This window comes from Ruegeria sp. CDSB013 (genome assembly GCF_059611165.1).
The window spans coordinates 94652-105752 of the sequence record NZ_JBXWPA010000001.1; the positions used below are offsets into that span (position 1 = coordinate 94652).

At 55.0% G+C, this 11101-nt stretch carries 9 protein-coding genes and 1 pseudogene; all 10 read left to right on the forward strand.

The genetic code is table 11. The features are described from left to right. Position 1: 1 nt before the first annotated feature. The 10 genes and pseudogenes from AC2FJF_RS00505 (at position 2) to AC2FJF_RS00550 (ending at position 11100) form a co-directional block, all read left to right on the forward strand. Positions 2–1261, forward strand: a complete 1260-nt coding sequence (locus tag AC2FJF_RS00505; RefSeq protein ID WP_496722004.1) for an FCSD flavin-binding domain-containing protein — start codon at positions 2–4, stop codon at positions 1259–1261. 92 nt (positions 1262–1353) lie between these two features. After that, positions 1354–2057: pseudogene (locus AC2FJF_RS00510) on the forward strand (IS6 family transposase). Positions 2058–2630: 573 nt separating this feature from the next. Further along, positions 2631–3977, forward strand: a complete 1347-nt coding sequence (locus AC2FJF_RS00515; protein ID WP_058274871.1) for a substrate-binding protein — start codon at positions 2631–2633, stop codon at positions 3975–3977. 113 nt (positions 3978–4090) lie between these two features. Then, positions 4091–5122 carry a branched-chain amino acid ABC transporter permease gene (locus tag AC2FJF_RS00520; RefSeq protein ID WP_109311932.1) on the forward strand — a complete coding sequence of 344 codons (1032 nt, stop codon included), beginning with the start codon at positions 4091–4093 and terminating at the stop codon, positions 5120–5122. Between the two features lie 3 nt (positions 5123–5125). Further along, on the forward strand, positions 5126–6331 hold the full coding sequence (locus AC2FJF_RS00525; RefSeq protein WP_496722007.1) for a branched-chain amino acid ABC transporter permease: 1206 nt from the start codon (positions 5126–5128) through the stop codon (positions 6329–6331). Positions 6332–6341: 10 nt separating this feature from the next. After that, complete coding sequence (locus AC2FJF_RS00530; protein WP_282118831.1) at positions 6342–7097, forward strand: ABC transporter ATP-binding protein; 756 nt, start codon at positions 6342–6344, stop codon at positions 7095–7097. Between the two features lie 9 nt (positions 7098–7106). After that, positions 7107–7862 (forward strand): ABC transporter ATP-binding protein, encoded by a 756-nt coding sequence (locus AC2FJF_RS00535; protein ID WP_058274761.1) that lies wholly within the window; start codon positions 7107–7109, stop codon positions 7860–7862. A 109-nt stretch (positions 7863–7971) separates the two neighbouring features. Continuing rightward, positions 7972–8280: a Dabb family protein gene (locus tag AC2FJF_RS00540; protein ID WP_496722009.1), complete on the forward strand. Its 309-nt coding sequence runs from the start codon at positions 7972–7974 to the stop codon at positions 8278–8280. 414 nt (positions 8281–8694) lie between these two features. Next, a complete protein-coding gene (locus AC2FJF_RS00545; RefSeq protein ID WP_496722011.1) occupies positions 8695–10704 on the forward strand; it encodes a hypothetical protein in 2010 nt (669 codons plus the stop codon). Positions 10705–10779: 75 nt separating this feature from the next. Continuing rightward, positions 10780–11100: a hypothetical protein gene (locus tag AC2FJF_RS00550; RefSeq protein ID WP_282150864.1), complete on the forward strand. Its 321-nt coding sequence runs from the start codon at positions 10780–10782 to the stop codon at positions 11098–11100. The last annotated feature ends 1 nt before the right edge of the window (position 11101 follow it).

Here is an 11101-nt window from a genome sequence, read left to right on the forward strand (position 1 = left end):
GATGACCTGGAACAGACGCGAATTTCTGGGTGCCGCGACGGGCGCTTTGTCAGCACCAGCAGTTCTGGCGGAGGGCAGCGGAAAGCCCCGTGTCGTCGTCGTTGGTGGTGGGGCCGGGGGGGGCACGGTCGCGCGATACATTGCCAAGGATAGCGATGGTGCAATCGATGTCACTCTTATCGAGCCGTCACAGGTGTATTTCAGCTGCTTCTTCTCTAATCTCTACATCGGCGGCCTGAAATCGATCGATGAGATCGGGCACACTTACGGTGCGCTTGCTGCAAATTATGGTATCAACGTTATCCATGACTGGGCCGTTGCGGTCGATCGGGTCGACAAAAATGTGACTTTGGCAGGTGGTCAGGTGCTGCCCTATGATAAGCTGATCCTGTCACCCGGTATCGATTTCATCGAAGGGTCTGTTCCAGGCTGGGATCTATCGGCGCAGAATAAAATGCCCCACGCTTATGAGGCCGGTTCTCAGTCTCAGCTTCTGCGTGCCCAGATCGATAACATGCCGGAAGGCGGGGTGTATGCAATGGTTGCGCCACCAAACCCTTATCGCTGCCCACCCGGTCCATACGAGCGTATTTCGATGGTGGCGCATGTTCTGAAAACCACCAACCCTACGGCCAAAATTGTTATTGCCGACCCTAAACCAAAATTCTCTAAAATGGCTCTGTTCGAGGATGGCTGGGCCACGCACTATCCGGGCATGATCGACTGGATCGGCGAAGACTTTGGCGGCGGAGACGTATCGGTAGACCCGGATCAGATGACTCTGACGATTGACGGCGAAGAAATGGCTGTTGATGTTTGCAATGTCATCCCTGCGATGAAAGCCGGACGTATTGCCGAACTTGCGGGTGTTACGGATGGCCGATGGGCGCCGGTCAATTCGGCTGACATGTCGTCAAAAACCGACCCGGATGTTTATGTTCTGGGCGATGCCTGTCAACAGGGCGACATGCCAAAATCTGGATTCTCGGCCAATTCGCAAGCCAAGGTCTGCGCCAATGCTGTCCGGGGTTCGCTGACCGGGTCCCGAATATTCCCGCCTAGATACGCAAACACGTGCTGGTCATTGATCGCTGTAAATGACGGTGTCAAAGTCGGTGCGACATACGAAGCGACTGAAGAAAAGATAGCACGAGTTGACGGCTTTGTCAGCCAAGTCGGTGAGGACGCTAACCTGCGCAAGACAACCTACGAAGAATCCGAGATTTGGTACGCCGCCATCACAGCAGATATGTTCCACTAGAAGCTTTATTGCGAAATTTTTTACCAACTTCGGAGGGTCTTGTCAGAAGAATTTTGCTTGAGCGGGGCAGGGGTGTTGCGTAGCTTTTGCCCATGACCAGACCTGCCTCTTTCAAATACTTTAAGACCAGCCCCGAGATCATCCGCCTGACAGTGATGCTGTACATCCGTTTCCCGCTCTCGCTTCGGCGTGTCGAAGAACTGCTGCATGAGCGAGGTATCGAAGTAAGCCATGAAACTGTCAGATACTGGTGGAACAGGTTTGGCCCGATGTTTACTGTTGAGATCAGAAGGAAGCCTGTTCCGCGACTTCGCATACACCAAATGAAATGGCACGTGGATGAGGTTTTTGTGAAGGTGAATGGCAAGCGGCATTACTTTGGCGGGCTGTTGATCACGAGAGCGACGTGCTGGAAGGCGTCGTAACCAAACGTCGAAGCAAAGCTGCAGCATTGAAATTCTTCAAGAAACTGGTGAAGCGACATGGTAAAGCGGAAAACGTCGTCATGGATCGCTTCGCATCGTATGGGGCCGCTCTCAGAGAGCTTGGTGCTACCGAAAAAAAGCAGACGGGCAGGTGGCTCAATAACCGGTTCGAGAGCTCGCACCTGCCGTTCCGGCGACACGAACGCGCAATGCAGTGTTTCAGGCGTATGCGAAGTTTGCAAAAACTCGCCTCCGTCCATTCCTCAGTCTATAACCACTTCAACCAGGAAAGATCGCTCGCCAGCCGAGACACCTTCAAGCTGACACGCACCGTCGCTCTTGCCGAGTGGCGCGAACTTGGTATGGCATAAAGGGCACCTATATTGGCTTAGCTGAGACTAGTTCGAATTTGTCTGACGGCACCGCCACTCATACCCGCCTCAATTCAAATGTGCTTTCCGCCGCAAGACCTTACCCAAATATCGGCGCGCTCGAACTATCACGTTTCGGGTGACGGCAAATTCACTGCAGTCCGGATTCGCGCAACCCAATCCCATTGCCGATTGGCCTGAGCGCCCGGTTTACATCAGGATTAATCGAAACAGACAGCGAGCCGCGTTGCTTTGATGCAGTTCCGTAGGGGGGACCAGTTCTTGGTCTCATGCTCAGCTTGAACCCAACTGCTAAAGCGCTCCGGCTACCATGCTGGAGGCACAAGATAAGCCCCCCACGATGATTTGCGCGACAATGCCTGGGCATAGCTGACTGTTACTTTCTTTACAAAAAATCCCAAATTTCGTGAACAAATTTACAAAATTTTGTTTCAAGACTAGTAATTTATTGAGAAATTTTCTGTCCGATTTCCATTATTGGAATGCACAAAAGTGCGCTTTCGTCTGCTGGAAGAGGAGCCAAAGGACGAAAAATGGAAATGGGAGGAATAAATGACTAAGAAAAATGTCACGCGCCGCGGCGTGCTAAAGTCCGGTGCCGTTGCAGGTACCGGTCTGGCCCTGCCTACGATCTTTACGGCTTCGTCGGCCGCTGCCTTTACTAATGAGCCGACAGGGTCATCCGTCACTCTGGGCTTCAATGTTCCGCAAACCGGACCTTATGCCGACGAAGGCAATGATGAACTGCTGGCGCAACAGCTGGCGGTCGAACATCTGAACGGCGAAGGCGACGGTGGTTGCCTGAACACTTTCTCGTCGAAGGCGCTGCAGGGGAACGGTATCCTCGGCAAGAAGGTCGGGTTCGTCACCGGCGACACCCAGACCAAATCGGATGCAGCCCGCGCATCGGCCAAGTCGATGATCGAAAAAGACGGCGCAATCATGATCAACGGTGGTTCGTCCTCGGGCGTGGCTGTTGCGGTTCAGGGCCTGTGCCAAGAGGCGGGCGTGATCTTCATGGCCGGCCTGACCCATGCAAACGACACTACGGGTAAGGACAAGAAGGCCAACGGTTTCCGTCACTTCTTCAATGCCTACATGTCGGGTGCGGCGCTGGCGCCAGTTCTGGCGGCTGAGATGGGCAAGGAACGTCGTGCCTATCACCTGACGGCGGACTACAACTGGGGCTGGACCCAGGAAGAGTCGATCGTTGCCTCGACCGAAGCCCTGGGATGGGAAACGGTCAACACGGTCAAAACACCGCTGGCGTCGACCGACTTCTCGTCCTACATCGCACCGGTTCTGAACTCTGGCGCGGACGTGCTGGTTCTGAACCACTATGGCGGGAACATGGTAAACTCGCTGACCAACGCGATCCAGTTCGGTCTGCTCGACAAGGTTGCAAACGGCAAGGACTTCAAGATCGTCGTGCCGCTGTATTCCGAGCTGATGGCCGCTGGTGCGGGCGAGAACATCAAGGGCGTGCTGGGTTCGATGAACTGGAACTGGCAGCTGCAGGATGAGGGCACCAAGGCCTTCGTGAAGTCCTTTGGTGAGAAATACGGCAAGCCGCCGTCCAACTCCGCTCAGACCTGTTATGCACAAGTGCTGCTTTATGCGGATGCATGTGAGCGTGCGGGCACCTTCAATCCATGTGGTGTTGCCGAAGCTCTGGAAGACTTTGAGTTCGACGGATTGGGCAACGGTCCGACATGGTATCGCGGTGCCGATCACCAGTGCTTCAAGGACGTGCTGGTTGTGCGGGGCAACGAGAACCCGACCAACGCCTATGACACGCTTGAAATCGTCGAGATCACGCCGCGTTCGCAGGTCGAATACGATCCCGAGCACCCAATGTTCGCCGGTGGCGAACTGGGCAAGTGCAATCCGGGCGCGTAAGCCTTTTGGGGCATGTCTGACCGTCGTTCTCGGCGGTCAGGCGACTTACGGCCAGGCCTGTGGGCCTGGTCCCAACCACTCAATCCACACTGACCAACCCTGAGGTGGGCCCAATGGACGCCATCCTACTGCAAATACTCAACGGTCTGGACAAGGGCTCGGCTTATGCGCTGATCGCGCTGGGTCTGACTCTGATCTTCGGGACGCTCGGCGTCGTGAACTTTGCCCACGGGGCTTTGTTCATGATTGGCGCGTTCTGCGCCGTTACTTTGCAAAAGCTGCTGAACCTGAGTTTCGTGACCCTGGATGAAACCCAAAAAGACTTTTTGGGTAATCCGCTGAAGGTCGAAACCCCTTATATCGAGGCCTGGTTCGGCCCCGAAGTCGGCGCAACGATCATCGACTGGTCCGTCCCGTTGGCCATCCTGTTTGCGATCCCGATCATGCTGCTGGTTGGCTATGTGATGGAACGCGGGCTGATCAAACACTTCTATAAGCGCCCGCATGCAGACCAGATCCTGGTGACCTTTGGTCTTGCGATCGTTCTGCAGGAAATCGTCAAGTATTTCTTTGGCGCCAACCCGATCCAGACCCCGCCGCCCGATGTGCTGAGCGGATCTGTCGATCTGGGCACCATGGTTGGTTTTGATCCCAATGCAATCATCTACCCGATCTGGCGATTGGTCTATTTTGGCTTTGCCGTGGGCATAATCGGGGCAGTGTTTTCGTTCCTGCAGTTCACCACTTTCGGGATGGTTGTCCGCGCCGGAATGGCTGACAGGGAAACGGTGGGCCTGCTGGGCATCAATATTGACCGCCGGTTTACCATTATGTTTGGCATTGCCGCCGGTGTCGCCGGTCTGGCCGGTGTGATGTACGGGCCGCTCAACCCGCCGAACTATCACATGGGAATGGACTTTCTGGTCCTTAGCTTCGTCGTGGTTGTTGTTGGCGGAATGGGGTCATTGCCAGGCGCCGTTCTGGCAGGCTTTTTGCTGGGCATTCTGGAAAGCTTTGCCTCGACCACCTGGGCCACCACAACGATCCCAGGCATCAATCAGATCATCATCTACCTTGTCGCCATCATCGTGCTGCTGACGCGTCCGCGCGGGCTGATGGGGCGCAAGGGCGTGATGGAGGAATAATCAATGTTGGGACTGAATAAAAAAGACACCAGCCTGCTGATCGTCGTCGCACTCCTGACCTTGCTGGCGCCTTTCATCCTGAACCCGTTTCCAGAGGGCAGCGCCATGGCGCAGTTCAACGCGGGTTACCCGGATTTGATGCAGAGGTTCGTGATTTTCGGGATCTTTGCCATCGGGTTCAACATTCTGTTTGGCCTGACCGGGTACTTGTCCTTCGGTCACGCGGCCTTTCTGGGCGTAGGATCATACTCGGCAGTTTGGATGTTCAAACTGCTCAGCTACAACGTCATTCCAGCCATCGCGCTGAGTGTCGTCGTCGCGGGCCTGTTCTCACTACTTATCGGGTTCATCAGCCTGCGGCGGTCGGGGATCTATTTCTCGATCCTCACGCTGGCCTTCGCACAAATGAGTTTTGCGCTGGCCTACTCGGTGCTGTCAAACCCCAAGTTTAACCTGACAAACGGGGAAACTGGCTTGCAGGTTTATGCAGACGATCCGCAGATTCTGCAGGGCGCCAACGCGCCCGACCTACCGCATCTGTTCGGCTTACCAATGCGCGCGACGTACACGATGGACGTCGGCGCGTGGAGCTTTGACTTCAACGCAGGCTACTATCTGTGTGCAGTGATCATGATGGTCGTTTTCTACTTGTCGATCCGCATCTTCCGCTCACCCTTTGGCATGATGTTGCGTGCGGTGAAGTCGAACCAACAGCGGATGAACTATACGGGTCTGAACTCCAAGCCATATACGCTCGCGGCCTTTGTGATTTCTGGCATGTACGCCGGTCTGGCCGGTGGTCTGATGGCCGCCATGGACCCGCTGGCAGGTGCCGAGCGGATGCAATGGACGGCCTCGGGCGAGGTGGTTCTGATGACGATCCTCGGTGGTACGGGCACGTTGATCGGCCCGGTTCTGGGCGCAGGTTTCATCAAGTATTTCGAGAACATCTTCTCGAAGATCAACGACAACGTCCTGCATAGCTGGTTCGCATTCCTGCCTGACGGACTGGAGGACGCCGTGGTGTTCGTGATCCACCCGTTCATCGGCAAAGGCTGGCACCTGACGCTGGGCATCCTGTTCATGCTGGTTGTCATCTATCTGCCGGGTGGTCTTGTCGAAGGTGGGCAACGTTTGCTCAAGCGCTTCAAGCGCAAGAATAAAGACACCGACGATGCGCCCTCGGGCAAAACAGAACCGGCCGAATAAGGGGCGAGAAATGGCAATTCTAAGAGTGAAAGACGTCAGCAAACGCTTCGGTGGCCTCAAGGCGCTGACAGATGTGAACCTCAATATCGAAGAGAACTCGGTTCATGCGATCATCGGCCCCAATGGCGCGGGAAAATCGACACTGCTGAACTGTCTGGTGGGCAAGCTGATGCCAGACACCGGATCGGTGTTGTTCAACAACAACTCGGTTCTGGGACTCGAGCCGTTCCAGATCAACCAGATGGGCATCAGCCGCGTGTTCCAAACGCCTGAGATCTTTGGCGAGTTGACTGTGATGGAGAACATGCTGATCCCGATCTTCGCGATGCGGGATGGGGCATTCCGGATGCATGCCTATGAGACCATCGCTAGCGAACGTGAGGTCGTCGAACAGGCCGAAGTCATGCTGGAAGAAATGAACATGGCCGACAAACGCGAAATGCACGCGGCGTCGCTGTCCCGGGGCGACAAGCGGCGACTTGAGATTGGCATGTGCCTTAGTCAAAATCCGCGGCTGTTGTTGCTGGACGAACCTACGGCTGGCATGGCACGGGCGGACACCAACAACACCATTGATTTGCTAAAACAGATCAAGGATGAGCGCGACATAACCATCGCTATTATCGAGCATGACATGCATGTGGTCTTCAGCCTTGCGGAACGCATCACAGTTCTGGCGCAAGGGACGCCGCTGGTCGAAGATACTCCAGAGAAAATCCGTGGACATCCCAAGGTTCGTGAAGCCTATTTGGGCGAGGCGGCGTAAGGAAAAGCTATGAACGAGAAACCCGACTTTTCAAAAAACGCCAATAGGGCAAGCACCGCGCCTGCGTTCCTGTCTGTATGGGACATGCATTCGTACTACGGAGAAAGCTATATCGTGCAAGGCGTCAGCTTTAACGTGCACGAAGGCGAGATTCTGGCCCTGCTTGGACGGAACGGCGCTGGCAAAACCTCGACACTCCGGTCGATAGCGCGGGTAGGCGATCCTGAAGTAAGGCACGGTGAAATCTGGCTGGATCATCAGCCGCTACACAATATGACAAGCTACGAAGCGGCGTCTGTTGGCCTTGGCCTTGTGCCGGAAGACAGACGAATTATCCCAGGGCTGACCGTTGAGGAAAACCTGCAGCTTGCCCAGATTGCCCCGCCTGTCGGTTGGTCTCTGGAGCGGCTGTATGAGTTGTTCCCGCGCCTAGGCGAACGCAGAAAGCAAGAGGGGATTACCTTGTCGGGTGGCGAACAGCAAATGCTGTCAATCGCAAGAGCCCTTGCTCGGGATATCAAAGTCCTGCTTCTGGATGAGCCTTACGAAGGTCTGGCGCCGGTCATTGTCGACGAGATTGAAAAAACACTGGCTCACGTCAAGCAACAGGGTATGACTACGATCATCGTCGAACAGAACGCCGTCCGAGCATTGGAGTTAGCCGATCGCGCGATCATTCTGGACACCGGCACTATCGTATTTGATGGGACGGCGAACGAGGTGCTTCAAGACACCGGCCTTCGCGAGGAGTATTTGGCGATCTAAGGCAGGCTCGAAGTCTTAGGAACATTCTGGTTGCAAACGCCTTAGTTATGGTGACGCTCGAATTCTTCGGACGCTTGCGCTCCTGCACTCATGATAAAGGCAGCTAACTTTGATCCGCCATATAGTCCTGACAAAATTCCGGTCCGACGTGACCGAAGAAACCATCGGGAAGATTTACAGGGGCCTGTCGGACCTAACCGACGCCCTGCCGGGTGCAGGCGGGTTTGCCGGTGGCCGCAGCGAAAGCCCTGAACAGATCGAACGCGGTTACAAGCATGGGTTTGTGATTGATTTCGATGATTGGGCCGCATTGGCAAGCTATCAAAGCAACGAGAGGCACAAAGCGCTGGGCGCGCAGTTGGTCGAAAACGCCGTGGGCGGCATCGACGGAATTCTGGTCCTGGATTTAGAGGTCTGAGACAGTAAAGCGGGTTTAACCAGATTCCGAATGGCTGACTGAAACGGTGTGCTGACCGTCGCAGCGTGGCGCCGCGCGCCTGTGTCCCTGTAACCGTTCGACGGCAAGATTTTTGATCTGCGGAAACAGCCCTGATCAGCTTGATCACCAATGATTTGACGGACCCAATTTTACTGAATTCGCGTCGCCAACGCAGATAGCGTTAGGGCGCAGAAGGGGCGAACGGCGGCGCATTCTGCCCTTGCGAAAATGGCAATAGATGTACGTCGAACACCGGGTTACTTGTCTTCAAGCGGTCAATTTTTTATACTACTTTGTACATTTTTTTGAATTTTTTGATGTTCACGAGTGTATTTGGTTTGCCCGAGTTGCGACAGCAAAGAGCGTGTTCCGGCGGCCAGTTCGGGGGTATTGATGACAAAGGCCAGCGATCCAAAAGCTCGCCCTGAAGTTGCCAAAAATGACGCTAACAAAGTGTCGGGTGTTTATGACTTTGTGCAATCTCCTGACTGGCAGGAGATGCTTGAAAATGCTCGGAAACAACGAGAAATAAACATCGCCACTCGCAAGGCAAAAGCCGCTGCTTCACAGTCATCTGATCCAGACCAACCCAAAGCCACGAACTCAACCGATGGTGCGCAACCAGCGAACGCGCTAAACGCAGCGGCGGGGCTGTCGGGAACCTTTGGTAAGTCTGCCCAAGCTACCAGCTCTCACCAATCTGGTGAGTCGGTTCAAAAAGCGACGGCAGGACGATTTGACAGTCAAACCGTCAATGATGACAGTCGCGCGACTGAAAACGTGACACGCGATGCTCGAGGAGAAGCACACACTGTGCCGCCCGATGGCAGGCCCGCGCCGGGCATCCATCCCGACAACACGCCAGAGGATCTAGCCGACCCGAAATCAGGTCAAAAGCTTCCCGAGGAAGGGTTCGCGGATCGATTGCGCAGAACCCTTCAGGAAAGAACAGACGATCAGAATCGCAAGCGTCTCAAGATGCGGTTGGGACTGGTCGCGGCAGGATGCGGCATCGGTGTTGTTGCGTCGTCGTCGGTTTTTTTGATTTTGTCTGGGTTGAACGCCCCCGGTCCAACCGAAAACGCAGGTTTGGTGAGCCAAGAGACCGCGGCAACAGGCGCGATCATGCAACAAGACGCGGAACTCGCCGAGCGATCGGTGCCGCCGTCCGACATTACAGGTGATGCGGCGGACCCGACTGTAACTTCTGAAACCGTGTTCGATGTACCATCTGAATCGAATTTGCCTGACGGTGACGCAGCCGCGTCACAGGATTTGGCCTCGTTGTCGCGACCCTTGTTAGATTTGTCCGAGCAACCGGGCGGTTTCAAACCAGAATTGTCGCGCTTGGCACCTAGTGTTCGGTCTTTCGTGCCGACCCTTGTCCAGCCACCATTGCCGATAACCCTGCCAAGCTATCGACCTCGGGAAGAGTTGAATCTTGGTTTTGTCCGGCTTCAATCCACGGCGGAAATTTTCAGCACTTCTGTCGCTTTGCTTGAAACAACGGTGACTGTGGTTAAACCCGAAGAGTTTTTGAAAGGCGTAAACGTAGCAGCAACCCCAAAAACAATGCGTCCGCCTGTAGTTCCGATCCAGCCCGGTGTACTGGACTATACAGTGACGCAAGTATCTTTGGATGTCCTCTTGACCGAGCCCGAGAATGGTACTCAGCCGGAACAGGGTTTTCAGACAAGCGAAGCAACCGGTTCGGACATTGCCGTGCGACCAGAGGGAACAAACCTTGCTGCCGAGATTGCGCAACCGTTGCCATACGAACCCCAGCCCGAGCCTGTCGAATTGGCGGCATTGCCAATCGCGCCAAAGCCAATCGACGCGCCGGCCCCATTGATCACACCGGCCGCTTACGAGACATCATTGGCTTTACGGGCACCGGTCCTTTCGGTGACACCAAGCCCACTGGAACCACCGGTCTTGCCTCGGGCACCGGCTCTGCTGAATGATGCAATCACACCCCCGGAACCAGAGCCTGCCCCGGCAAACATGTCCGTGACCTTCCGGATCTATGCGCCGACCAATGTTCCGCAGAGCGTTGTGGATTCTGTTGTGTCCAACCTGACTTCGACCGGACATGAGCTTAACGGGCAAGCCCGCGTGGGGTTTAAGATCACCCAGTCAAACGTTCGCTTCTATCACAAGCAGGACGAGGAAAGAGCCGCCGCCCTTGCCAGAGACTCCGGTGCATTGCTGCGGGATTTCACAGGGTCCAACAACAAAACTCCTAGTGGAATCGTAGAGTTATGGTTGGCAGGAAAAGGCTCTGGCGTCGCCAGTGTCAAGCGAACCAACACACGCAGCACGGCCAGAACCCAGGCCCCTAACCGCGTCAATCAACTGAAAAGTCAGGTCCTGAGCAAACTTAAGAAAGCGACGACCCAATGACTGTATTTTTAAGCTATACTGAAAAGGCTGATACAAGATTTTGTACTGTTAATTGTTTCCGACGAGGTATCCAAAATGACGGATAGACGACTTATCGGCATCGTAACTGCTCTGCTATTCTTATCGACGACCCAAAACGCGCGTGCCGAAATTACGCTTGAGCATCTGCTGGCCATCGACCAAATGCTGTCCACCAATGACATTCAGGCACTGTATTCCTACCTCGACAAAAACCCGGAGCTATTGACCGGCGAAGATGAACTGTCGCTGGAGCTGCGGAGCTTTCACGAGGTCGCATCTGTTGGCAATCTGGATTTCAGCTATGCCACCAGTGCACCGGCCAGCAGCGAGAACCGTGCGGCTAACGAGGCATTCGATGCCTCGCGGCAACACTGAG